The following is a 24,398-nucleotide window of genomic DNA, read 5'->3' as shown; positions in this document are numbered from 1 at the left end:
GCCTTTTTATGTCCCTATTTTTAAGAGTTTAGTCACACCATATCATGAAGCATATTCGTAATTTTTCGATAATCGCCCACATCGACCACGGTAAGTCGACCCTATCTGACCGTTTGATCCAAGACTGTGGAGGATTGAGTGACCGTGAAATGGCAGCTCAAGTTCTCGATTCTATGGACTTAGAACGTGAGCGTGGTATCACCATTAAATCTCAGAGTGTGACACTCAATTACACAGCTAAAGATGGTGAGACGTATCAACTGAATTTTATCGACACTCCTGGGCATGTTGACTTTGCCTATGAAGTATCTCGCTCTCTCGCTGCATGTGAAGGCGCTTTATTGGTCGTTGATGCTGGCCAAGGTGTCGAAGCCCAGACTTTGGCAAACTGTTACACGGCGATTGAGATGGACCTTGAAGTGGTTCCTATCTTAAACAAAATTGATTTGCCAGCAGCAGATCCAGAGCGCGTCGCTGAAGAAATCGAAGAAATCGTCGGTATTGATGCTATGGAGGCAACCCGTTGCTCGGCAAAAACCGGACTTGGTATCGAAGAGGTACTTGAAAATATAGTTTCAGCGATCCCTGCACCAGAAGGTGACGAAAATGCACCGCTGCAGGCGCTTATCATTGATTCTTGGTTTGATAACTACCTTGGTGTTGTATCTCTAGTACGAATTAAAAATGGCGTGCTGAAGAAGAACGACAAAATCAAAGTTATGAGCACAGGGCAAGTCTGGGGTGTCGACCGTCTGGGTATTTTTACGCCTAAGCAAGAGGATACAACTCAGCTTAACACTGGTGAAGTAGGTTGGGTTGTATGTGGAATCAAGGATATCCTTGGTGCTCCGGTAGGTGACACTTTAACGCTTGCAAAACATGGTTGTGAAACACCTTTGCCTGGTTTTAAGAAAGTGAAACCACAAGTTTATGCTGGCCTTTTCCCCGTATCATCGGATGATTACGAAAACTTCCGTGATGCTTTGGGTAAGCTTAGCCTCAACGACGCGTCTTTATTCTATGAACCAGAAAATTCTGCTGCATTAGGTTTCGGTTTCCGCTGTGGTTTCCTTGGCATGTTGCACATGGAAATTATCCAAGAGCGTCTTGAGCGAGAGTATGACTTAGATCTTATCACTACAGCGCCGACTGTGGTCTACGAAGTCAAGCAAACAGACGGTGAACTTCTGTATGTGGATAGCCCAGCTAAACTTCCTGCAGTGAATGACATTGAAGAAATACGTGAACCTATTGCACGTTGTAATATTCTTGTTCCTTCTGATTACCTAGGTAATGTTATTACTTTATGTGTTGAAAAGCGTGGCATTCAAGTTGATATGGTTTATCACGGTAATCAAGTCGCGGTAACTTATGATATTCCTATGGCGGAAGTTGTGCTTGATTTCTTTGACCGCTTGAAATCTACCTCTCGTGGTTATGCATCGCTGGATTACAACTTCCAGCGTTTTGAAGCGTCAAACATGGTGCGAGTCGATGTGTTGCTCAATGGTGATAAAGTCGATGCTTTGGCATTGATTACACACAAAGATAATTCTCAAAGCCGTGGTCGCTTGCTTGTTGAAAAGATGAAAGAGTTTATTCCTCGTCAGATGTTTGATATTGCTATTCAAGCGGCAATAGGCAATCACATCATCGCTCGTTCAACAGTGAAGCAACTGCGTAAAAATGTAATTGCAAAATGTTATGGCGGTGATGTTAGCCGTAAGAAGAAACTGTTGAAGAAGCAGAAAGAAGGTAAGAAGCGTATGAAGCAGATCGGAAATGTGGAGCTGCCTCAAGAAGCTTTCCTTGCGATTTTGCATGTTGGTAAAGATTAGATAATCGTTTTCTGATAAATTAACCTATGACTAAGTGAAAGGGTTACAGCTCTTTCACTTTCGTGTTTTAAGAGATAAGGGAAGTCAATGGCGAATACATTTTCACTGATCCTAGTTATTGTCACTTTGGTAACCGGTATTGTTTGGGTGCTGGAAAAGTTGGTGTTTGCTAAAAAACGTCATGCTCAACTTGCGACAATCGAAGCTCAAACCCAACAGCTTGATGCAACAGTGACAGAAAAAGTGGTTAAGCAGCCATGGTGGATTGAAAACTGTGTATCTATATTTCCGGTTATTGCTGTTGTGCTTGTATTGCGCTCGTTCATTTATGAGCCATTTCAAATCCCATCGGGTTCTATGATGCCGACTTTGCTTGTTGGTGATTTTATCTTAGTGGAAAAATACGCCTATGGTCTTAAAGACCCAGTATGGCGTACCCAGTTAGTTGAAACGGGTAAACCGGAGCGCGGCGATGTCACTGTGTTTAAGTATCCGCCACAGCCAAACATTGATTACATCAAGCGTGTGGTTGGCTTACCTGGCGATTTAATTCGTTATAGTGGTGATAAGCAGTTATGTATTCAAAAGTCGGGTACGTCGGTATGTGAGCCTGTAAAACTGTCTAATGTTGAACAAAGTGAATTTAGTGATAGAGGAATTCAGCAGATTCAGATGACAGAACAACTAGGTAGTGTGGCACATAATGTTTTGGTCAATCCGTTGGTTCGTAACCCTGTTGAACAGTATTATCCTCGCAGTGGTACTACTGAATGGGTGGTGCCACAAGGGCATTACTTTGTCATGGGTGATAACAGAGACAATAGTGCCGATAGCCGTTTTTGGGGCTTTGTGCCTGAAGCTAATTTGGTCGGTAAGGCGGTTGCGATTTGGATAAGCTTCGAATTTGAGCGTGATGCAGATAGTATACTGCCTTCATGGATCCCAACAGGTGTGCGCTTTAATCGCATCGGTGGTATTAAATAAATATATCGAGAGAGCATGAATTCTCCCATATCTAAATTAGAAAAAAAGCTTGGTTATTCTTTCAATGACGCTGAGCTCATTCAATTAGCGCTGACACATCGCAGCGCTCATGGAAAACATAACGAGCGCCTAGAGTTTCTGGGCGATTCAATTTTAAGTTTTGTTATTGCTGATGACCTTTATCACCGTTTCCCTGACATTAATGAAGGGGATATGAGTCGTATGAGGGCAACTTTGGTTCGAGGTAATACTCTAGCTGAGTTAGGGCGAGAGTTTGAACTCGGAGATTACTTAAAGTTAGGCCCAGGTGAATTGAAAAGTGGTGGCTTTCGCCGCGATTCTATTCTTGCAGATGCGGTTGAAGCTGTGATTGGTGCTATCTATCAAGACAGCGGGATTGAAGCGGTACGTGGTATTATCTTGAGTTGGTACCAGCAGCGTCTTGAGGCTATTCAGCCCGGAGTATCGCAAAAAGATCCTAAAACGCGCTTGCAGGAATTTCTTCAAGGGCGAAGAAAACCTCTGCCTGTGTATACAGTGACTAATATTAAAGGTGAAGCACATAATCAGCAATTTACTGTTTCGTGCGAAGTAGCAGGTATAGGAACGCCTGTGATAGGTAAAGGCACCAGCCGCCGCAAGGCAGAACAAGCGGCTGCGGAAATTGCACTAGAGCAACTAAATAATGACTGATTCATCGGAAAAAAACGATTTTGATATTGATGCGTTTTTTGCATCAAGTGGTGAGAAAAGTACTCCAGAGAACCAACATTGCGGCTTTATTGCTATTGTTGGAAGACCGAATGTGGGTAAGTCGACTTTGCTAAATCGAATTCTTGGGCAAAAGATTTCGATTACGTCGCGCAAACCACAAACCACGCGACATCGTATTATGGGTGTGGATACTCAAGGAGATTATCAAGCAATATATGTTGATACTCCAGGTCTGCATATTGAGGAAAAACGAGCCATCAACCGTTTAATGAATCGAGCGGCTAACTCATCTCTTAGTGATGTAAATTTGGTGTTCTTTCTTGTCGATGGTACTCACTGGACCAAAGACGATGAGATGGTTCTCACTAAGTTGCAAAAATCCAATTTCCCCGTTGTACTGTGTGTGAACAAGGTTGATAACGTTCAAGACCGTAATGACGTTATGTTGCATATGATGGACATGTCGAAAAAGATGGAATTTGTCGATGTGGTGCCTATTTCTGCTAAACATGGTAAGAATATTGATGTATTACGTAAACATGTGCGTGATCATTTGCCCAAAGCAACCCACCATTTCCCAGAAGAATACGTTACAGATCGTTCTCAACGATTTATGGCTTCTGAGATAGTTCGCGAGAAACTGATGAGGTTTACTGGTGAGGAGTTACCTTATTCTGTAACCGTTGAGATCGAGCGCTTTGATTACAACCCAGAAACAGATGGTTTTCATATCAATGCCTTGATCCTTGTTGAGCGCAGTGGCCAGAAGAAAATGGTGATAGGTAAAGGCGGCGAAAAAATCAAAACTATAGGCCGGGAAGCTCGCCTTGATATGGAAGAGTTATTCGGTCGTAAAGTGTACTTAGAGACATGGGTGAAAGTGAAATCTGGTTGGGCAGATGATGAACGAGCTCTGAGATCTTTGGGATATATCGACGACCTCTGATTTTTGGAGGGCTTCTATTGCTCCCCCATCATTGAGATAAGGAGCCTTGGCTCCTTATTTTTTGGGTATCAATATGATAGCAGAAGGCTTACAGCGATGTTTTGTACTCCATAGGCGTCCTTATAGTGAGTCGAGCTTGATCCTCGATATATTCAGTGAGGAATATGGCCGGCTAACCTTGATGTCAAAAGGAGCTCGTAGCAAACGCTCTCAACTTAAAGGAGCCTTACAACCCTTTACTCCCTTATTGCTTAAGTGGTCAGGTAAAGGTTCAATGAAGACACTTCGTCAAGCAGAGCCAATCAGCCTTGGCTTGCCTCTTTCAGGTCTCACTTTGTATTCAGCCATGTATGTCAATGAATTGTTGGCGAGAGTTTTGATGGCTGAAGTTCCTATGCCAGCTCTATTTCATGATTATCTTGCCGCTTTAACAGAGCTGGCTCAGTGCGATAACCCTGAGCCTGCTTTGAGACGTTTTGAGTTAGCGCTTCTGTCTGCGATGGGTTATGGTGTCGATTTTATGCACTGCGCGGGGACAGGAGAGCTTATTGACCCAGATATGACATACCGCTACAGAGAACAAAAGGGTTTTATTGCGTCGGTTCGTCAAGACAACTTAACCTTTTTAGGTAATGAGCTAATAGCAATTAGTGAACGTAGGTTTACTACAAAACAGCAACTAAAAGCAGCAAAACGCTTTACACGAATAGCCTTAAAGCCTTATCTTGGCGGGAAACCATTAAAAAGTAGGGAGTTATTTATGCAAGTTATGGCTTCCAAGTCACGGAGTATTGGAAAATGAGTTCTATTTATCTGGGTGTGAATATTGATCATATTGCGACATTGCGTAATGCTCGAGGCACTAAATATCCTGATCCTGTCCATGCCGCTGAAATTGCAGAGAGGGCGGGTGCAGATGGAATTACCATCCATCTACGAGAAGATCGTCGCCATATTAAAGATCGTGATGTTCACATTTTACGTGAAACGATTCAAACTCGTATGAATCTTGAAATGGCAGTCACAGATGAAATGGTTGAGATTGCACTAAAAACTCAACCTGAATATGTTTGCCTTGTACCAGAAAAAAGGGAAGAACTCACAACAGAAGGTGGACTTGATGTTGTTGGGCATTTAGAAAAAGTAAAGTTGGCGACAAAGGCTTTGAGTGAGGCTGGTATTAAGGTCTCTTTGTTCATCGATGCAGACAGAGAGCAGATTGACGCTGCAAAAGCGTGTGGCGCGCCATTCATAGAGCTTCATACCGGGCATTACGCTGACGCCGAGAATGACGATGATCAGCAAGATGAACTGAAAAAAATTGCAGCAGGGGCAAGTTACGCTGCTGATCTGGGTATTATCGTTAATGCAGGCCATGGCCTGACATATCATAATGTTGCACCAATCGCTGCTATTCCCGAGATTTATGAGCTAAATATTGGTCATTCAATTATTGGACGTGCCGCTTTTGATGGGCTTCACAAAGCGGTAGCTGATATGAAAGCGCTTATGGTTGACGCTCGTAAGTAACTATTATGGCAATTGTTGGTATAGGAACGGATATTGCGGAAATTGAGCGAATTGAGAAAGCATTTCTTCGCTCTGGAGAGAGTTTTGCAAAGCGTGTTTTAACAGAGCAAGAGCTAGAGCGGTTTGCCTCTTTAAAGCAGCAGACTAGGTTTTTAGCCAAGCGATTTGCAGCAAAAGAAGCAGCGTCCAAAGCACTCGGCACTGGCATTGCTCAAGGTGTTTCTTTTCATGATTTTACTATTAGCAATGACCAATATGGAGCACCCTGTTTGTCGTTATCAGGTAAAGCATTGGAGATTGCGCAACAGAAGCAAATCAACAATATTCACCTGTCTATTTCTGATGAACGTCATTATGCCGTTGCAACAGTCATTTATGAATCCAAATAAGAAGCAGCGCTTTTAGTTACTTTCTCCATTTCATCTTGCAGTTCAAATAACTCTGGCTCTAGGTCTAGAATACTAGAGCCTGAATTAAGTCCTTTTTCAATAGTGGAACAAATCTGTTTGAGTCTAGGCACGCCACAATAGGCACTGCTACCATGCAGTTTGTGAACATGGCGGAGTAGAGCATCAGTGTCGTCGTTTTCTTGAGAGAGTGAAGACTCAACCACTTCTCTGACTTCCGGTATGTAATCGATCAGCATTTGTAACATATCTCGTGCAAGATCAGTTTTATTCGCTGATTGTTTTAGTGCTGCTTTCCAATCGATAACCATAGCATTATCTGTAGTGAGGATATCGTCAGATTGTTGTTTGTTATCGTGCTGAGAGGTTTCTGCTTTGCCGGCCCCTACACTTGACGGGCTCCATTTGATCAAAACATGTTGTAGAACATGTTCTTCTATAGGTTTGGTTAGATAGTCATCCATTCCTGCGCTAAGTAGCCTATCTCTTTCACCACTCATGGCATGGGCAGTAACAGCGATGACGGGAGTACTTGCGTTGAGCTGAATATTCTTGATCTTATGGCAAGCCGTCACTCCATCCATTTGGGGCATCTGAATATCCATAAAAATAAGGTCAAAGTTTTGCTGTTCGGCTTCAATGACAGCATCGAGTCCATTGGTATGAGTCACGACCTTTTCAACTCTCTCATACAGCAGAGCAGTGATAAGTTTTAGGTTTGCTGGATTATCATCAACAGCCATTACCGTGAGCGGCAATTTTTTACTAAAGGTAGGTTTTATCTCGACAGCAGCAAGAGTCTGTTGCTTTTTCGCTAAAATCTGCAGTAACTTTCTACGTGATAAAGGCTTGGTAATACAATGCACATCATGAGTTTGAATTAGATGATCAGATAAAGCGAGATCAGTACTTGGGATACCTACCACTACATGAGGAGAGCATTGTTTCGCTTGCTTGACCCATTGTTCGATTTGTTCCAGTGAATGCGTTTTATTAGGTGCTAAGTTGAGTATGGTGTAATCATAGTGCTTCTCTTCAAGCGGAACGGATGAACGATAAGTGACGATCAAGCCCTGCTGAACAAGTGATTGCTGGATAACGGATGCCGCTTGCATATTTGGTTCTATGAGCAGCAAGGTGCGCTGATTGAGTGACTCAGTTTCTAGCAGTCCGCTTACTGGCATGTCGGTCGAGTGAAGTTTTAATGTGAACCAGAATGTAGAACCTTGGTGAAGCCTGCTTGTGAGGCTAATCTCACCGCCCATTTGACCCACGAGCTTTTGCGTGATGACTAACCCCAAACCTGTACCACCATAGCGACGAGAGATACTGGCATCAGCTTGACTAAATGCTTGGAATAGCTGAGCTTGCTGCCTTTCTGAAATGCCAATACCCGTATCACGAACCATAAACTGTAGTTCGATAACGTCTTCTTTTTGTGAGCGCAATTCAACACTGATGTCAATGTTGCCGCGTTCGGTAAACTTGATCGAGTTGCCGACTAAATTAGTGAGAACTTGCTGAATTCGAAGCGGGTCACCGACCACTCCATTAGGAATTTTAGGGTCGACTTTCAGTGTCACTTCAAGCCCTTTTTCATGGGCGCTTGTGGCCTGTAAACTGACAACCTCTTCCAGTGACTCTTGAAAATCAAACGGAATATTTTCTAAGGCCAGTTTACCTGCTTCAAGTTTCGAGAAATCAAGAATATCATTGATAATGCTCAGTAAGTTATTAGCTGATTTTTCAATTGTTTGCAGGTAGTCAGTTTGGTTATTGGTTAGTTTGGTCTTGAGCATTTGGCGAGTAAAGCCAATGACGCCATTAAGTGGGGTGCGAAGTTCATGGGACATATTGGCCAAAAACTCAGATTTTACCCGGGCGGCTTCTTGTGCTCGTTTTTTTGCAATATCCAACTCAACATTCTGAATCTCTAGCTGCTCTAGGGTTTCTCTTAGATCAGAGGTGGCTTGATCGATACTGTGCTGCATTTCGACGTGGTATTCAGACAAGGATACTGCCATGGCGTTAATACCATTTTTTAACGTATCGAGCTCACCATGCATTTTACCCTCAATTCTGACGTCTAAATGCCCTCGGCGAATCCTATCCACCATATTTTTCATATGTGAGATAGGCCGGGTGACGTCATGCATGAGTCGGTGTGCAAAGATTGCCGATAATCCAAGCCCAGAAATGAGAACCAAAAACGCAGAAAAGATCTCTTGATATTGTTGAAGCCTTAACGAAGATAGATCCAGTTCGATAGCAATGTAGCCTAATGCAGAGTTTTTGTTTTGACTCTTAGCTGCCGCAAGTAGTCCTGATTCTGCAACAATAGGGGCCCTTAAGATGAGGGTGTTTTCTTGCAGATCTGATGTGACCAAAAGTGGAATGGATTCATTACGCGGAAAAGTCAGTGACTCGAAATTAGGGTGAAAGTTAGAGGTCACAAACAGCTCATGGTTGTAATCGAAAACAGCGATACTTCGAACGAATTTGGAATTTTTACGGTGAGCGTAACTAATGATCCTTCGTACCGCTTCTCGACTGTTGTTTTTCAACCCTTCTTCACTGGCAATGGCTAAGGGTTCGACAATACTTAAGCCCGAGTTGATGACTTGCTTTTCAAGATCGTGATAGCGGTTGAAGGAGAAAAAGGCACTCAGGAGCAAGCCAATAATTAAAGTCGGCGCTAAAGTAAGAGTGATAACACGGGCGCGTAAGCCATATCTGGTCATTATTATCTAAACATCGTGGTATGGATATGGGAAAATAACTTCCAAACAAAAAGAAGCCGTCGAATACTTAAGCATAATAAACTCGCTCGGCTCAGACAATCATTCAAGTATGAAAAGATGATACTTGGATACGAATATCGAGCAATTGTAACAAGGCAAAGAACAGAGTTATGGCGCGTTTCTTCCAACCTAAAAAGAAAACTCAACTGAATACAAAGCACCAAGTACTGAAAATTGAAAAACTTGATCATCACGGTGCTGGTATTGCTTATCAAAACAAAAAGCCTATTTTTGTTGAGGGCGCACTGCCTGGAGAAGAAGTGATTGCTCAACTGACAGAGAGCAAAAGCAAGTTTTCAAGAGCGTCTTTAATCAAGATTCAGAGCGCTAGCTCGCAGCGTATTGAACCTTTTTGTCCACATTACAGCGAATGTGGAGGTTGTAATATGCAGCACTTAAGCAGTGAGAACCAGTGGGAGTATAAACAGCAGACCTTGAGTCAGCTTATGAGTAAATTTGCGCGGCAAACTCTTGAGCTAGAATTGCCTATTTTGTCGAGAACCCAAGGGTATCGCAGGCGTGCTCGAGTGAGCGTAATGCAAGATAAAAAAACTCGCCAGCTTCAATTCGGCTTTCGCAAAAAAAACAGTAACAATATTGTCAACCTAACACATTGTCCTGTTTTGGAGCCTGACCTGAATGCAATATTGCCTGATTTGTCCCAATTGTTGCAGGGTTTCTCTCAACCTGAGCATATTGGTCATGTAGAATTAGTCAAAGCGGACAATACCTGTATTCTCGTTTTATGTCATACCAAAGCATTACCTGCCCGAGACCATCAGTCGATAATTGATTTTGCTAACGCTAAGCAAATCAGTTTGTACCTGATGCCATCCTCCAAAGATGTGGAGATAAAATGTGGGGAGTCTGGCGTCTACCAAGAGATTGGGCTAACCATCCCCTTTGAGCCTAATAACTTTATACAAGTAAACCAAGAGGTTAATGCCAAGATGGTCACGCAGGCATTAGACTGGTTAGCTTTATCGTCGCAAGATACTGTATTAGACCTATTTTGCGGGTTAGGTAATTTTAGTTTGCCTATGGCCAAGTTAGTGAATTCAGTGGTTGGTATTGAAGGGATTGATGAGATGGTTGAAAAAGCTGCCCACAATGCCCAAATAAATAACCTAGAGAACGCGACATTTTTTCAAGCAAATTTGGAACAAGATGTGTCTGGTGAACCATGGGCCAATCAAAAATTTGATAAGATACTCCTTGATCCAGCAAGAGCTGGAGCGAATGGTGTCATAGAGAAAATTTCCGTTTTTGGTGCCACGAGAATCGTTTATGTTTCATGTAATCCTGCAACTTTAGCGCGAGATTCTCGCAGTTTGCTTGAGCAGGGCTATGAATTGAAGCGACTCGGAATGCTGGATATGTTTCCGCATACGAGTCATCTAGAGTCCATGGCGTTATTTGTGAAGGCTAAATAAGAACTTAACTCGATAAGAGCAGTCTTACCCTACGAAAATAGAAAGTGATAACAGGATAAAGAGAATGGTTGCGGTACGAAGCGCACATTTGAATCAAGATGAACAGTTTGATTTAGATACTTGGATAGTCAGTTTAAAGCAAGATGCCAAGGTGGCTAAACGCCTCAAGGAGGTTTACCTCCGTTGCGAAACCATTTTGGATCAGAGTGAACAAAGGCCTTTGCTGTTGTGGCGTGGCCGAGAAATGATCGAAATCCTGACAACACTTTCCATGGATAAAGCTACCTTAGTTGCTGCTTTATTGTTTCCTCTGGTATCAAGTGGGGCTTATGATCGCGAAGTTTTGGCTGAAGACTTTGGTAAGGAAACTATTAAATTGATCGATGGTGTGGAGGAAATGGCCGCACTTGGACAGTTGAACGTGACGATCGAAGGGAGCGCTGCTTCTGCTCAGGTTGATAATGTCCGCAGAATGTTACTCGCCATGGTTGATGACTTTCGCTGTGTCATCATCAAGTTGGCAGAGCGAATTTGTAACTTAATTGAAGTGAAGAAGGCGCCAAGTGAAGTTCGTTGCGCGGCAGCTAAAGAATGTACCAATATTTATGCACCCCTCGCTAACCGTCTAGGTATAGGTCAGCTTAAATGGGAAATTGAAGATTATGCGTTTCGCTATCAGCAACCTGAAACTTATAAGCAAATTGCTAAGCAGCTGTCAGAGCGGCGCATTGTACGAGAGCAATACATAAAAGATTTTGTTGACGATCTCTCCAATGAAATCACAACCTCAGGAATTAATGCAGAGGTAAGCGGACGTCCCAAACACATCTACAGTATTTGGCGAAAAATGCAGAAGAAAAGTTTGGCGTTTGATGAGCTTTTCGACGTACGTGCCGTTCGTATCATCGCTGATAAGTTACAAGACTGCTATGCAGCGCTTGGGGCAGTCCACACTAAGTATAAGCACTTACCGAGTGAATTTGATGACTATGTTGCTAACCCCAAACCCAATGGTTATCAATCTATACACACTGTGATTCTCGGACCTGAAGGTAAAACGATCGAAATTCAGATCCGCACTAAAGACATGCATGAAGACTCTGAACTTGGAGTTGCTGCCCACTGGAAATACAAAGAAGGTGGTGGCGGTAGAAGTGGCTACGATGAGAAAATCACTTGGCTGCGTAAACTGCTTGATTGGCAAGAAGAGATGTCAGACTCTGGCGAAATGTTGGATGAAGTGCGCAGTCAGGTGTTCGATGATCGCGTTTATGCCTTCACACCTCGTGGTGATGTCGTCGATTTACCTATGGGTGCCACGCCACTCGATTTCGCTTACCACATTCACTCAGAAGTGGGTCATCGCTGTATTGGTGCCAAGGTTGCGGGCCGGATTGTTCCTTTTACGCATAAGCTGTCTATGGGGGATCAGGTCGAGATTATTACTTCGAAGGAGCCTAACCCTTCTCGTGATTGGTTAAACCCATCGATGGGTTTTGTAACCTCAGGTCGTGCACGGGCTAAGATTAACGCTTGGTTCCGCAAGCAGTCGCGCGAGAAAAACTTAGAAGCTGGTCGTGAGATCCTTGAAACTGAGCTAAATAAAATTGGCGCAACGCTAAAAGATGCTGAGCAATATGCTCTCAAGCGATTTAATGTCAACAGCGCTGATGAACTGTATGTTGGGATTGGTAGTGGTGATTTACGCATTAACCAGATCATCAACCATATCAATGCACTGGTGAACAAACCTACCGCTGAAGAAGAAGATCAGCAGGCCCTTGAAAAACTGCAAGAAGCGGAAAACAAGCCGCCAGTATTGAGTCGTCCGAAAAAAGATGCGGTTGTGGTTGAAGGGGTTGATAATCTGATGACGCATTTAGCCCGTTGTTGTCAGCCTATTCCTGGTGATGAAATCGCTGGTTATATCACGCAAGGGCGCGGTATTTCAGTGCATAGAGCTGATTGTGAGCAACTTGAAGAGCTTCGCCACCATGCTGTGGAAAGAATCATCGATACCGTATGGGGAAATGGCTATGTGGGTTCTTATATACTCACTGTGCGTGTCGAGGCTATGGAACGTAGCGGCCTGCTCAAAGACATCACCACATTATTTGCCAATGAGAAAATAAAGGTGACCAGCATGAAGAGCCGAGTTGATTACCGCAATCAGTTATCGATTATGGATTTTGATCTTGAAGTGACCAATGTCGAAGTATTATCTCGCGTCTCCAAGCGGGTGGAGCAGATAAAAGACGTCATGTCAGTGAAGAGATTAGGTTAGTTGGTTTTCAATTTAATTTTAAGGTGAGTGGCAGATGTCACTCACCTTTTTTGTTTAAAGGAAAAGAATGATGAGTCACCCAATAGAAGAATTAGAACAAATAATGATGAAGTTACGTGACCCAGAGCAAGGATGTCCGTGGGACTTACAACAAACATTTGACACTATTGTCCCGCATACGATTGAAGAAACCTATGAAGTTGTTGATGCCATTCACAAGCGAGACTGGGCCAATTTACAAGAAGAGTTGGGCGATCTTTTGTTTCAAGTGATTTTTTATAGCCAGCTAGCGAAAGAGCAGGGGTTGTTTGAATTTTCTGATGTCGTTACTGATGTTAACCAGAAGCTGACTCGTCGCCATCCACATGTATTTTCGGATGTAGAGTTTTCAAGTGAAGAAGAAATTTCAGACAACTGGGAAGCAGAAAAAGCGAAAGAGAAGGCTCAAAAAGGTAGTACTGAACAAAGCATTTTAGACTCTGTCCCTAGTTCATTACCCGCATTATCACGAGCAAATAAAATTCAAAAAAAGTGTGCCCGTTACGGATTTGACTGGGATTCTTTAGGGCCAGTGGTCGACAAAGTTCGAGAAGAAATTGATGAGGTGATGGATGAAGCGCTTCAGGTATCGCCAAATGAAGAAAAACTTGAACTAGAGCTGGGAGATTTATTGTTTGCGACAGTGAATTTAAGTCGTCATCTAGGAAAAGATCCTGAATCGGCATTGAGTAAAGCTAATCATAAATTTATGCGCCGCTTTAAAGGGATAGAATCTATTGTTGCGACTCAAGGTAAACAATTGAAAGACTACAATTTAGAGCAGCTTGACGAGTTTTGGAATCAAGTCAAACAGCAAGAGTCATAGTTCGACGTAGCCAAAAATGCGCTATTCTAATTTGATTTGAAGCAAGAAATAAAAAATGACAGTGTGATAGATTTCACGTTGTGGCGATAAGGGTCTTCTGGTATATTTATCTCCCGTCCAGAAGAAAACCCATTTCCCTCATTCAACCAATTTCAGGTTAAACATGACGACAAATTACATTTTTGTTACTGGCGGGGTCGTATCCTCTCTAGGTAAAGGTATTGCAGCAGCATCACTTGCCGCTATTCTTGAAGCTCGTGGTCTTAAAGTGACTATGATGAAGCTGGATCCGTACATTAACGTCGATCCGGGTACTATGAGCCCAACTCAGCACGGTGAAGTTTTTGTAACGGAAGATGGTGCTGAAACTGATCTAGATCTTGGTCACTATGAGCGTTTTATTCGCACTAAGATGAGTAAGCGTAACAACTTTACTGCTGGTCGTGTTTATGCCGATGTTCTGCGTAAAGAGCGTCGTGGTGATTATCTAGGTGCGACGATTCAGGTTATTCCTCATATCACGAATGCGATCAAAGATCGTGTGATTGCAGGCTCTGAAGGTCATGATGTCGCTATTGTTGAAGTCGGTGGTACAGTCGGTGATATTGAATCTTTGCCATTTATGGAAGCGATTCGCCAGTTAGCTGTGGAATTAGGGCGCGAGCGTGCTATGTTCATGCACCTGACTTTGGTTCCATATCTAGCCGCCGCTGGTGAAGTGAAAACAAAACCCACTCAGCACTCTGTAAAAGAGCTGCTTTCGATTGGTATTCAGCCTGATATTTTGGTTTGTCGCAGCGATCGCATGATCCCTGCTAATGAACGTAAGAAGATTGCATTATTCTGTAATGTTCCAGAGAAAGCCGTCATTTCAATGAAAGACGTCGACTCTATCTACAAAATCCCACAGTTGATCAAATCTCAAGGCCTTGATGATCTTGTTTGCGCTCGTTTTGGTATTACCGCACCTGAAGCTGACTTGTCTGAGTGGGAGCAAGTCATCTACGAAGAAGCTAACCCGACAGGCGATGTCACCATTGGCATGGTCGGTAAATACATCGAGCTACCTGACGCCTACAAATCCGTCAACGAAGCGCTCAAACATGCAGGTCTTAAAAATCGACTCAATGTCACCATCAAATATGTAGACTCTCAAGATGTTGAGAGTAAAGGTGATGAAGCGTTGGCTGGCCTTGATGCGATTCTGGTTCCCGGTGGATTTGGTGATCGTGGTATTGAAGGTAAAATTCGCTCTGCCCAATATGCGCGTGAAAATAATGTTCCCTATTTAGGTATTTGTCTTGGGATGCAGGTTGCACTGATTGAATACGCGCGTAATGTAGCAGGTCTTGAAGGTGCACATTCAACAGAATTTAATAAAGAGACTAAGTACCCTGTTGTTGGATTGATCACAGAATGGGTTGATGGCGAAGGTAAAGTTGAAGAGCGTACAGAAACCTCAGATCTTGGTGGTACTATGCGTCTTGGTTCTCAGTTGTGTCACCTAGAGAAAGGCACTAAAGCGAGAGAGTTATACGGTAGTGCTACTATCCATGAGCGTCACCGTCACCGCTATGAAGTCAATAATGTGCTTCGACCTAAAATTGAAAAGGCTGGCTTGAAAGTGTCAGGTTTATCTGCGGATAAAAAATTGGTAGAGATGATTGAGAATCCAGCTCACCCTTGGTTTGTAGCGGCTCAATTCCATCCAGAGTTTACCTCGACACCGCGAGATGGACACCCGCTATTTGCTGGTTTTGTAAAAGCCGCAGGGCAATTTTCCCGCGGTGAGTTTGAGCAGTAGAAAAAAGGACATAGGCAGTAGCATAAGTTGTGCTGCTGCCTTTTAAGTTTGACATTTATATTTGAACGAGAGGAATCATCAATGTCTAAGATCGTTAAAGTTCTAGGTCGTGAAATTATCGACTCACGTGGTAACCCAACCGTTGAAGCTGAAGTGCACCTAGAGGGTGGCTTTGTTGGTATGGCTGCAGCACCATCTGGCGCTTCTACAGGTTCACGTGAAGCTCTCGAGCTTCGTGATGGTGATAAAGCACGTTTCTTAGGTAAAGGTGTTCTAAAAGCAATTGAAGCAGTAAATGGTGCGATTGCAGACGCTCTAGTTGGTAAAGATGCGAAAGATCAAGCTGCTGTTGATGCGGTTATGATTGACCTAGATGGTACAGAAAATAAATCTAACTTCGGTGCTAACGCTATCCTAGCGGTTTCTCTAGCGAATGCTAAAGCTGCAGCAGCTGCCAAAGGTATGCCTTTATTCGAGCATATTGCTGAGCTTAACGGTACTCCAGGTCAATTCTCTATGCCTTTGCCTATGATGAACATCATCAATGGTGGTGAGCATGCAGATAACAACGTTGATATTCAAGAGTTTATGATTCAGCCTGTTGGCGCAAAAACTCTAAAAGAAGGTCTACGTATCGGTGCAGAAGTTTTCCACAACCTAGCTAAAGTACTGAAAGCGAAAGGCATGAGCACAGCAGTTGGTGATGAAGGTGGTTTTGCGCCTAACCTAGAATCAAACGCTGCTGCACTTGCTGCAATCAAAGAAGCGGTTGAACTCGCGGGTTACGAGCTTGGTAAAGACGTGACGCTAGCGATGGACTGTGCTGCATCTGAGTTCTACGACAAAGAAGCGGGTAACTACAACATGAAAGGTGAAGGTAAAATCTTCTCTTCTGAAGAGTTTAACCACTACCTAGCGGGTCTAGTTGAAGAGTACCCAATTGTTTCTATCGAAGATGGCTTAGATGAGTCTGACTGGGATGGCTTTAAGCACCAGACAGAGCTACTTGGCAACAAGATCCAACTTGTTGGTGATGATCTGTTTGTAACCAATACTAAGATCCTTGCTGAAGGTATTGAGAAAGGCATTGCTAACTCAATCCTGATCAAGTTTAACCAAATTGGTTCTCTGACTGAAACACTAGCCGCTATCAAGATGGCTAAAGATGCAGGATACACAGCTGTTATTTCTCACCGTAGTGGTGAAACTGAAGATGCAACCATTGCTGATCTAGCAGTTGGTACAGCAGCAGGTCAAATCAAAACAGGTTCAATGAGCCGTTCTGATCGCGTTGCTAAATACAACCAGCTAATCCGTATCGAAGAAGCGCTAGGTGAACGTGCTCCTTACAACGGTCTTAAAGAAGTTAAAGGCCAGTAAACACAGCTCGTTTAGCTCGCTTTATTAAACATCGCCTCTAGTATCAGAGGCGATTTTTTATGGCTATCACTTTATCCAGAGTACTCTTCATCACCTGTCAGAGGAAACCTAAGATCGAAACTTTTTGGGGTTTATTTGGCTGCTTATTTTGGGTCTAGCCGATTTTTGGACAGAAACCAATTAGTACAAATTTTGCAACAGCTGGTCGGTTGGTATAGAGATTGATGAATAGAAGATTGTTGGAGAAACACCTAACCTCCCAGAATCGTCGTTTCAAGCATCGAGGTTCGCTACTTGCAATGCATCAAATGGTTGGGACAAACCCGTACCGTTAACCGAACAGGCTAAAATAATCTTCTTTATTCTATGACGTTACCAGCCAGACAAGCCTTTATATTTTTATTGTTCTTAATCATAATTGAAAATTTATTTTTTATTGAATGTATTATTTTGATTTAAGTAAATTTGAATATTTTCAAGGGACTCTGTTGTTGCACTACCTTGCTCTTTCGAAAGACTTAGTGCCCATTTCCCAAGAGAGCAGTAAACATCGGAAATCATCCCATCATCATTTTTTAAAGCATCTAAATGTTTCTTTACGGTCTCGGAGTCTCCTCTGGCTATTGGTCCTGTCAAAGCGGATACAGATCCCAAAGCGAATATATTAGTAATGGTGCCACGAATAATTGGCTCCATCAATTTGAGCGCGCTCTGCCTATCAAGACCAGAATCAACATACATTGAGGTTGCTGCTTCTATCAAAGCAACAAGGTTATTGCATGCCATCACAGTCGCGCCGTGATAAAGGGCTTTTTTTTCTGTGTTGATTCTAATTATCTGCCCCCCAATTCTTTGAAAACATTCCTCAAGTATGCCAAGTGCTTTTTCATCCCCTTCGACTGCGCAAAAAGTCCCCTTAAAATCTAATACTGCAATAGAAGGGTCAGCAAAGCTCTTGACCGGATGCACGCTAGCGATATAGCACCCATGCTCCTGTGCTCGTTTAAAAAGGCTTGAAGGAGTAACACCACTGCAATGAAAAATCACGCTACCTTGCTTAAAGTTGTGGACATTTAACATGTGGTCACACACTTCTCCAATAGCCCCATCTGCTGTTGTTACCATATATAAGTCAGCTTGCTCCATATCAGTCAAGTCGGTAATAGGAGTTCCTTCGCCAATAAATACAACCGATTTTTCAGCGTTTAATATGGTTCTGTTATAAATCGAACCCACATGCACAACTCTAGTATCGACAAGAAGTTTTCCAAGTGTTTGACCAACACGACCTGCCCCCACAATATTTATTTTCATACTTATTCCCAAGCTAAATAATTAACTGACATAATCTAAATATAGATATAACAATCAATAGATTAATAAGAAATTCATGAACACATTATCGGGGAAAGAGAGTTAATTCAATACTCGCTTGTATATTGATGAAAGGTGGTTTTTTGGTTATTTTATAATGATGCATTATCCCTCTCACTCAAACTGTCAGAAGAAAATATAGATTGATCAGAAATGTGTCATTTTAAAGCTATATTCGACCATTAAAACTGTAAAGTTTGATCATTTTTTCGCTTCGTTACTCACGAAATACAGAATAAAAGACAATAAATTTTGAACATTTTCTAGTATGAAAACGGACAATTTGAACTGGAGTTGACATTGGTGTAGTTGGACACCAAAGATCGAAACTTAAACTCAATTATTGCTTCCATCCAAAGAAAGTTTGAAACTCACTTTTGGACAATTTCGAGTTAGGAATTGCGTTCGTGGCTAGCCTCTTCGGATAAGCTGAGTTTGGGCGAAGCGAAGCAAAATAGACTAGTTTGTTGTTCGAGAGCATTGGCTGCTAACGCAGCCAAAAGAAGGCTATTGTCTATTGACCGGAGAAAGGCTCATATGTGTTTAATTGTTTGTTAGGGCATTGTACTCACGAGCCAGTGAAACTAGATCGAGTCTTGAATAACGATTCCTTGATTCAACTGGATATGTTGAATATACATAATCAATAAAATCGTTAAAGTATAAATTCTTAGTTTTATCAATCACAAAATCTAATATCTGTCGCTCTCTATGTGGCAGAGAATCTTCATCAAAGTAACCATTAAAACTAATAAGATATTTGTCAGATCCATACATTGTTTGTTCTGACACTATGGAAAAATCGGGGCTACGGCTAGCTACTTCAACCACATCATCTACATAAGGTCCATAATGGTTAAACAACCAGTCAATATCTGTAAGCTGACGGTCATCGATTAAAGCACTAAACCAATCAGCAAGGTAAACTAGCTTTGTTAGTCTAGCCTTTGACAGCTCGCCTTTATGAGGATATTTAACGCAAAAATATGCAATTATCTTTTGAATTTTGTTCATTTCAAGATCTCCTTTAAGGAGGCTATATCTTCTAAATTAACTTGAGACTTATGATGATTTCTCGAGGAAGCCTTGTCGTAGTTCCGACCATTTCTGACAAAAGCACACAAATGGCTTTGATATTTTTCGCAGTAATTAATAATACTTTTTCGTGTTTCTTCATTAAAGTGTTCTTCTTTTGTACTTTCAAAAAGAATTACACCAATATGGTCATCAACATCAACATCAACATCAACATCAACATCTACAATTGCCAAGCCGAAGTATCTGCAACTTTTCATCCTTATGGCATCTAGCTCCTCTTGCGAATATTTGTAGCGGGCAATCATATACTTGTCATATTCATCTTTATCATCGGCATACTGTGGGGCTTCATATTCATTCCATTGTCCATGCTGCCAACTCTGACTTATTACACCTTGATTAAGGGCAAATCGTTGCTTATGCATTTTTGATAGCGCAGGGTTTTGAGAATGCCTAGCTAATATTGAAAAACTTTTGTCATCTTCATAGTAAATTGAAACTCTAGAATACGTATCTAAGTCTATAGACTTGGCAATACCTTTAAGCCAAGACTCTACTAAACTACTATGAATTTCACTAACTTTAGATCTGTGTAATTGAGCTTCTTCCTGAGACCTATCAACCTTTATTTTTAAACTTTGTATTTCATCTAATTTAGAACGTTCAAAGCTAGTTTTATCTGTTTTGAGTTCTGAGTTTTCTTTATTTAACCTTTTATTATCAGAAGACATTTCACTTTGATCTTTATAAATCCCAAGCGCACCAACACAAAATAAAACTACACCAACCAAAATATAAACCCATGGGTTGAGTAAAAGAAATTTAATAAAACCGCAAAAACCTTGATATTTACCCCATTCAGTCTTGACGGCATAGGAGCTTACAAATGCACACCCCAACGACAAAGATATGGTTCCAATTGCTGATGACACAATGTAAATACCTTTCCCCAAAGACATACCTAGGTCGTTGAAAAACTCAGACTTTCCTGTAAATCCAAATCTATTTGCCACTCGTATCAACCCTTAACACAAAACTACTGTTCAAATATACAATAAATCGAGGGGATTTTCGAACACTTCCCAATACAGTGACCTAACAATTTATTAGAGCCCAAAGTGTTTTTTTACGCGCCTCATGATTGACATTAGAAATTCTATGGATAGCTATCGGAAATGCGATGGATTCCGTTAGCTTTTGTTAACACGAAATGGGGCAAAACTGAGTTTCAAACTTTTTGTCACACTTTTCTTATATAGTCAGGTGATAGAACCTAAGTTTCGATCTTTATTGTCCAGCGACATCACTTTAAACTTAAAGGCACCGAGAGCGTTTAATTGCTTCAACTTTTCTCTTGTCCATCTCTAGACGAATATCTGCGCCCTGATAACCATCTTTAATAATATCTTGGGCTTTAACAGATAGAGCGGCGTGATAGGCTTGCTCAAAAATAGCTTTCTGTGGGTACTCGATGTTCTCATATCCAGTCCTGCCTCGGCTATCAGCCATGCAAGCGACTAGTACTTCATCTAAGCGCTCTGGTTTACGCCACACATCAAAACTGTTGAGTACCTTAAGCAGTGTCTCTGCTCTTAATTCTTCTGCTCGGTGGACATTTGAGTGCTGTTTGCAAACAATCAAAGCCAATTCGCGATAATCATTCGGTACTCGTAGTCTGTCACATAACTGTTTGATGATGCTCTGGCCTGTATGGCAGTGCATTTTATGACTAGGCCACTCATTTTTTGGAGTCACCCCTTTGCCTAGATCATGCATCTGCGCGGCGAAACGAACCTTAGTCGATGGAGTCAAAATAGCGGCTTGCTTAGCCACCATTAAATTATGGATGCCAGTATCTATTTCTGGGTGCCATTTTTCTGGTTGAGGCACACCAAATAAGCAATCAAGTTCGGGAAGAATAACCTTAAGTGCCCCGCAATCACGAAGCACAGATAAGAAGACTTGTGGATCTTGAGTAGACAGGGATTTATGCCACTCTTGCCAAACCCGCTCAGCGGTTAAATGTTCGAGCTCTTTTGAGGCCACAATCTGTTTCATCAAGTCTTGAGTTTCATCGGCAATGCTAAAGCCAAGGTGATGAAGCTTAGCAGCAAAACGAGCGACTCGAAGAACGCGCAAAGGATCCTCGGTAAAGGCACTAGACACATGTCGTAGGACACGATTGTTGAGGTCCTTTTGGCCCCCATAGGGGTCGATCAATTTGCCTTTATCATCAAGCGCCATAGCATTGATGGTGAGATCGCGGCGCAGAAGGTCGTCTTCAATAGTCACATCGGGTGAAAAATAACAATCAAACCCCTTGTAGCCTGCACCCGTTTTTCTCTCTGTGCGTGCCAAAGCATATTCTTGCTTGGTCTTTGGGTGCAAAAATACCGGAAAATCTTTGCCAACAGCAGAAAACCCTTTACTAATTAACACTTCAGGCGTGGTTCCAACTACGACCCAATCTTGATCATGAACCTCGATATTGAGAAATTTATCGCGTACTGCGCCACCAACTAAAAATATTTGCACAGATGTTCCTCTTATATTCGGATATTTGCATTGGCTATTGTTGTCAGCAATGTTACTTTTCTTGTCAGTAAATTCCCAGAGACGAGAGACATGTATAAGAAATATTTTGGATTCACTGAGCTGCCTTTTTCAATCGTGCCGAGTTCTCGTTTTCTCTTTCAAAGCCAGCGGCATAAAGAAGCCTTGTTCCGTTTGCAGGCTGGTCTTGGTGAAGGTGGTGGTTTTGCCATGCTGTCTGGTGAAGTGGGTACAGGGAAAACCACGTTAGTAAGAGCTTTGCTCAAGTCTTTGGATAAGGATACTCAGACTGGCCTTATCCTTAATCCCACTTTTTCAAGCATAGAGCTGCTAGAGGCGATCTGCGATGAGTTTACTATAAATTATCCCTCAGGAGCGACGCTAAAGCAGTTCAATCAATCGATCCATGATTTTTTACTTACTAGTTATGCAAATGGCATTCAAACACTACTCGTCATTGATGAGGCTCAGCATCTCTCGGCTGAAGTGCTTGAGCAATTGAGATTGTTGACTAATCTCGAGACAGATAACCAGAAATTATTAAAAGTGCTACTGGTGGGACAGCCTGAACTTCAGCAGAGGCTGCAAATGCCTCAACTTCGTCAGCTAGCCCAGCGCATTACTGGTCGCTACCACTTGCTACCTTTAGATGTTCAAGAAGCGAGTCTTTATATTCGTCATCGCTTGGAGTTGGCTGGTGGAGACAGCAGTTTATTCTCGGCTAAGTCGCTAAAATCCATATCAGAGTATTCTTTAGGGATTCCACGCTTAATTAATTTGATCTGTGACGCGGCATTAAAGCGAGCTTATAGCCTTGGTGAGTCGGCGCCAAGTCAATCCAGTGTTGAAGCTGCGTGTGAAGAGATCATGAGTTTTCAGACTTCCTATCGGCCAGTTGCTATCGAGCAGAAAGAATCTAGCTTAAATTGGCTAAAAGTCAGTAGTTTGTCTCTCTTGTTTGCCATGGCGAGTTATTGGCTTGTTCCCCAGCTAATGGAAAATCAGATTCAGCAGTATATCCTTGACACCAACCCTGCCCAAACCATTGCTTTAGTTGAAGAGGAGACTTTTCCCGCTCAGTTACAAGAGGTGCTCTCCAAGTCCGACAATTTTCAGTTAGCGATGGAAGATCTCTATCGAGTATGGGGGGTTAAGGCATCTGTCGTGGAGCGATTATGTCGCCAAGGCGATGAGAGTGCGTTTAGCTGTATGCAATCACAAGGCAAGCTTTCCACATTAAAAGAGGCAAATGTCCCTGTACTATTGTCCCTCAGTCGTGAAGGTATAAGCAGTTATGCGGTTTTGTATAAGTTGAGTGATGATGATGCCCAGTTATTGGTCGCAGGGCAAAGAGTGGAGTTGCCGCTTGATAAGCTAGAGACCCTATGGAGTGGGGAATATTATCAAGTATGGCAAAACTATTGGCGCCAGACTCTTAAACCCAATATGTCTGGACCAGCAATCTATGAATTGAACCGACGCGTGTCAAAAATCTTGGGTGAATCTGAAATAGAAAACGATGTTTACAATAAAGAATTAATACGAAAAGTAAGATTGTTCCAGCAATGGCAGGGCTTACATGTTGATGGGATCGCAGGACAACAGACTTTGCAGCGTTTAGAAAGGCTTTCTCAGGATAGGCCACCATCATTGAGAATGATAGAGGGAGAAGCATAATGTCGAAAGTAATGCAGGCATTAGAGCATTCAGAGCAACATCATCAGACATTTAAGACGTTTGATTATTACGCCCAAGAAAAGACCAGCCTTTCAAACCCTCGGATGATACCAAAAGGGTTGTTGGTGGCCCTTGTCTGTACACCAGCATTAGTAAGCAGCCTTGTGGGTATTTACCAAAGCTATACCGAGAAATTAGCGACATGGCAGGTGTCTAATCAGCCTAGCTCGCAAGTTCAGCAAGTCCCTTTTAAATACCAAGTGTTGCCTTATCCCTCATTTGGACAGCTCAGAGAGATCTTTGATTTTGCGCCGCTGGCCGTTACTAAGCCTGAGCCTGCGATATCGAACACCGACTTGAATACTATTCCCACCCAGCAAGATGACGCAATAGTTACAGAAGAAAGCGATACCTTGTTAAAAGGCTTGGACCTGTCTGGGTTACCACCTGAGATTGCATTACGGGTTGAGTCAGCCCTTGAGAGTAATGAAACTATTAGCCAAACTAACCAGGCATCTGATCTTGCTGTAAATAGCCGAGAGTGGCAGGGGAGGTTGCCCCCTCTTAACTTTCAAACGCACGTTTACTCGAGTAATCCCAACAAGCGCTGGGTTAAAGTTAATGGCACTGAATACAGAGAGGGAGATTGGATAAGTGACAATATTCAGCTGCAAAATATTGATTCCCAGCATAGCACCATTACTTTTAATGGTACCGAGATTCAGGTTCCTGCACTGTATGACTGGAAGGGATAAAAAAGGTCGCGTAGG

At 42.4% G+C, this 24,398-nt stretch carries 19 protein-coding genes; 14 read left to right on the top strand and 5 right to left on the bottom strand.

From position 1 onward, the window contains the following. Positions 1–44 precede the first annotated feature (44 nt). The 7 genes from lepA (at position 45) to acpS (ending at position 6,401) form a co-directional block, all read left to right on the top strand. Positions 45–1,838: a translation elongation factor 4 gene (gene lepA / locus DPF90_RS14230; protein WP_114787002.1), complete on the top strand. Its 1,794-nt coding sequence runs from the start codon at positions 45–47 to the stop codon at positions 1,836–1,838. A gap of 87 nt (positions 1,839–1,925) precedes the next feature. Continuing rightward, positions 1,926–2,822, top strand: coding sequence for a signal peptidase I (gene lepB / locus DPF90_RS14225; protein WP_114787001.1), 897 nt, complete (start codon positions 1,926–1,928; stop codon positions 2,820–2,822). 15 nt (positions 2,823–2,837) lie between these two features. Then, positions 2,838–3,515 carry a ribonuclease III gene (gene rnc, locus DPF90_RS14220; protein WP_114787000.1) on the top strand — a complete coding sequence of 226 codons (678 nt, stop codon included), beginning with the start codon at positions 2,838–2,840 and terminating at the stop codon, positions 3,513–3,515. Beyond that, positions 3,508–4,482 (top strand): GTPase Era, encoded by a 975-nt coding sequence (gene era / locus DPF90_RS14215; RefSeq protein WP_114786999.1) that lies wholly within the window; start codon positions 3,508–3,510, stop codon positions 4,480–4,482. The genes rnc and era overlap by 8 nt, the downstream gene beginning before the upstream one ends. Positions 4,483–4,558: 76 nt before the next feature. Next, on the top strand, positions 4,559–5,284 hold the full coding sequence (recO, locus tag DPF90_RS14210) for a DNA repair protein RecO (RefSeq protein WP_205395196.1): 726 nt from the start codon (positions 4,559–4,561) through the stop codon (positions 5,282–5,284). After that, positions 5,281–6,012 (top strand): pyridoxine 5'-phosphate synthase, encoded by a 732-nt coding sequence (pdxJ, locus tag DPF90_RS14205; RefSeq protein WP_114786997.1) that lies wholly within the window; start codon positions 5,281–5,283, stop codon positions 6,010–6,012. The genes recO and pdxJ overlap by 4 nt, the downstream gene beginning before the upstream one ends. 5 nt (positions 6,013–6,017) lie before the next feature. Next, the gene (acpS, locus tag DPF90_RS14200; RefSeq protein ID WP_114786996.1) at positions 6,018–6,401 is read left to right on the top strand and encodes a holo-ACP synthase; all 384 of its coding nucleotides are present in this window, start codon (positions 6,018–6,020) and stop codon (positions 6,399–6,401) included. Here acpS and barA read toward each other — a convergent pair. After that, positions 6,386–9,160, bottom strand: a complete 2,775-nt coding sequence (barA, locus tag DPF90_RS14195) for a two-component sensor histidine kinase BarA (protein ID WP_114786995.1) — start codon at positions 9,158–9,160, stop codon at positions 6,386–6,388. The two genes, acpS and barA, sit on opposite strands and share 16 nt — an antisense overlap. Positions 9,161–9,330: 170 nt before the next feature. Here barA and rlmD point away from each other — a divergent pair, with 170 nt between their 5' ends. From rlmD to eno, 5 genes are all read left to right on the top strand, one after another. Then, complete coding sequence (rlmD, locus tag DPF90_RS14190) at positions 9,331–10,653, top strand: 23S rRNA (uracil(1939)-C(5))-methyltransferase RlmD (RefSeq protein ID WP_114786994.1); 1,323 nt, start codon at positions 9,331–9,333, stop codon at positions 10,651–10,653. 64 nt (positions 10,654–10,717) lie between these two features. Beyond that, a complete protein-coding gene (gene relA, locus DPF90_RS14185; RefSeq protein ID WP_114786993.1) occupies positions 10,718–12,937 on the top strand; it encodes a GTP diphosphokinase in 2,220 nt (739 codons plus the stop codon). Positions 12,938–13,007: 70 nt separating this feature from the next. Further along, a complete protein-coding gene (gene mazG, locus DPF90_RS14180; RefSeq protein ID WP_114786992.1) occupies positions 13,008–13,802 on the top strand; it encodes a nucleoside triphosphate pyrophosphohydrolase in 795 nt (264 codons plus the stop codon). A 163-nt stretch (positions 13,803–13,965) separates the two neighbouring features. Then, positions 13,966–15,606, top strand: a complete 1,641-nt coding sequence (locus DPF90_RS14175; protein WP_114786991.1) for a CTP synthase — start codon at positions 13,966–13,968, stop codon at positions 15,604–15,606. 81 nt (positions 15,607–15,687) lie between these two features. Beyond that, a complete protein-coding gene (gene eno, locus DPF90_RS14170; protein ID WP_114786990.1) occupies positions 15,688–16,986 on the top strand; it encodes a phosphopyruvate hydratase in 1,299 nt (432 codons plus the stop codon). 426 nt (positions 16,987–17,412) lie between these two features. Here the strand turns inward: eno and DPF90_RS14165 are convergent, their stop codons facing one another. The 4 genes from DPF90_RS14165 to DPF90_RS14150 form a co-directional block, all read right to left on the bottom strand. Further along, positions 17,413–18,300 (bottom strand): Rossmann-like and DUF2520 domain-containing protein, encoded by an 888-nt coding sequence (locus DPF90_RS14165; protein ID WP_114786989.1) that lies wholly within the window; start codon positions 18,298–18,300, stop codon positions 17,413–17,415. A 603-nt stretch (positions 18,301–18,903) separates the two neighbouring features. Then, a complete protein-coding gene (locus tag DPF90_RS14160) occupies positions 18,904–19,374 on the bottom strand; it encodes a Panacea domain-containing protein (RefSeq protein ID WP_114786988.1) in 471 nt (156 codons plus the stop codon). Next, complete coding sequence (locus tag DPF90_RS14155; protein WP_162814038.1) at positions 19,371–20,411, bottom strand: RND transporter family protein; 1,041 nt, start codon at positions 20,409–20,411, stop codon at positions 19,371–19,373. The genes DPF90_RS14160 and DPF90_RS14155 overlap by 4 nt, the downstream gene beginning before the upstream one ends. Positions 20,412–20,712: 301 nt before the next feature. Further along, on the bottom strand, positions 20,713–21,933 hold the full coding sequence (locus DPF90_RS14150; protein WP_114786986.1) for a multifunctional CCA addition/repair protein: 1,221 nt from the start codon (positions 21,931–21,933) through the stop codon (positions 20,713–20,715). Positions 21,934–22,023: 90 nt separating this feature from the next. Between DPF90_RS14150 and DPF90_RS14145 the strand changes: the two genes are divergently transcribed. Then, positions 22,024–23,628 carry an ExeA family protein gene (locus DPF90_RS14145; RefSeq protein WP_114787053.1) on the top strand — a complete coding sequence of 535 codons (1,605 nt, stop codon included), beginning with the start codon at positions 22,024–22,026 and terminating at the stop codon, positions 23,626–23,628. After that, positions 23,628–24,383 carry a general secretion pathway protein GspB gene (locus DPF90_RS14140; RefSeq protein WP_114786985.1) on the top strand — a complete coding sequence of 252 codons (756 nt, stop codon included), beginning with the start codon at positions 23,628–23,630 and terminating at the stop codon, positions 24,381–24,383. The genes DPF90_RS14145 and DPF90_RS14140 overlap by 1 nt, the downstream gene beginning before the upstream one ends. The last annotated feature ends 15 nt before the right edge of the window (positions 24,384–24,398 follow it).

It is taken from the genome of Vibrio tetraodonis (assembly GCF_003350295.1).
Taxonomy (GTDB): domain Bacteria; phylum Pseudomonadota; class Gammaproteobacteria; order Enterobacterales; family Vibrionaceae; genus Vibrio; species Vibrio tetraodonis.
The sequence above is the reverse complement of the archived record's forward strand: the minus strand, read 5'-3'. Positions and strand labels throughout refer to the sequence as shown.

Bases quoted from the DNA above. Each gene is read 5' to 3' on its own strand.
- lepA (WP_114787002.1), top strand. From the start codon at position 45: ATGAAGCATATTCGTAATTTTTCGATAATCGCCCACATCGACCACGGT.
- DPF90_RS14160 (WP_114786988.1), bottom strand. From the start codon at position 19,374: ATGAACAAAATTCAAAAGATAATTGCATATTTTTGCGTTAAATATCCT.
- era (WP_114786999.1), top strand. From the start codon at position 3,508: ATGACTGATTCATCGGAAAAAAACGATTTTGATATTGATGCGTTTTTT.
- DPF90_RS14165 (WP_114786989.1), bottom strand. From the start codon at position 18,300: ATGAAAATAAATATTGTGGGGGCAGGTCGTGTTGGTCAAACACTTGGA.
- DPF90_RS14175 (WP_114786991.1), top strand. From the start codon at position 13,966: ATGACGACAAATTACATTTTTGTTACTGGCGGGGTCGTATCCTCTCTA.
- rnc (WP_114787000.1), top strand. From the start codon at position 2,838: ATGAATTCTCCCATATCTAAATTAGAAAAAAAGCTTGGTTATTCTTTC.
- barA (WP_114786995.1), bottom strand. From the start codon at position 9,160: ATGACCAGATATGGCTTACGCGCCCGTGTTATCACTCTTACTTTAGCG.
- relA (WP_114786993.1), top strand. From the start codon at position 10,718: ATGGTTGCGGTACGAAGCGCACATTTGAATCAAGATGAACAGTTTGAT.
- lepB (WP_114787001.1), top strand. From the start codon at position 1,926: ATGGCGAATACATTTTCACTGATCCTAGTTATTGTCACTTTGGTAACC.
- DPF90_RS14140 (WP_114786985.1), top strand. From the start codon at position 23,628: ATGTCGAAAGTAATGCAGGCATTAGAGCATTCAGAGCAACATCATCAG.
- pdxJ (WP_114786997.1), top strand. From the start codon at position 5,281: ATGAGTTCTATTTATCTGGGTGTGAATATTGATCATATTGCGACATTG.
- acpS (WP_114786996.1), top strand. From the start codon at position 6,018: ATGGCAATTGTTGGTATAGGAACGGATATTGCGGAAATTGAGCGAATT.
- mazG (WP_114786992.1), top strand. From the start codon at position 13,008: ATGAGTCACCCAATAGAAGAATTAGAACAAATAATGATGAAGTTACGT.
- DPF90_RS14145 (WP_114787053.1), top strand. From the start codon at position 22,024: ATGTATAAGAAATATTTTGGATTCACTGAGCTGCCTTTTTCAATCGTG.
- eno (WP_114786990.1), top strand. From the start codon at position 15,688: ATGTCTAAGATCGTTAAAGTTCTAGGTCGTGAAATTATCGACTCACGT.
- rlmD (WP_114786994.1), top strand. From the start codon at position 9,331: ATGGCGCGTTTCTTCCAACCTAAAAAGAAAACTCAACTGAATACAAAG.